1 protein-coding gene is annotated in these 368 nt (G+C 56.8%); it reads right to left on the bottom strand.

Annotation, left to right across the window (positions count from 1 at the left end):
- The coding region (locus AC0L27_RS41225; RefSeq protein WP_473323845.1) for a CapA family protein at positions 1-335 on the bottom strand (335 nt) is incomplete at its 3' end.
- Between the last annotated feature and the right edge of the window lie 33 nt (positions 336-368).

Raw genomic sequence — 368 nt, forward strand, 5'->3', positions numbered from 1 at the left:
TCTTCCGGGAACGGCGACAACGGATATCCTGGCCGCGGAAAGATCGCATCGTCGCCCATCTCCTTGCGCAGGTACCCACCGAAGACGCATTCCTTGCCCGTCAAGTCGAATACAAAATGGCCTAAGCCATAGAACACAGGCTTATCCTTGTAAACTTCGATCCCCCTCAGGAAGTGATGATGGTGTCCCAGCACGATGTCGGCTCCAGCGTCGATGGCCGCGCGGGCGAGCGAACGCTCGTACTCGGTCAGGTACGCCGGTCGGTATTGGCCCCAGTGGTGACTTACCACGACAATATCCACTTTCTTACGCAAGTCCGCGATCAGAGACTGCATCAATGCAGCGTCTTCGGGATACACAATGCTGCG

The organism is Bradyrhizobium sp. Ken51 (assembly GCF_055807435.1).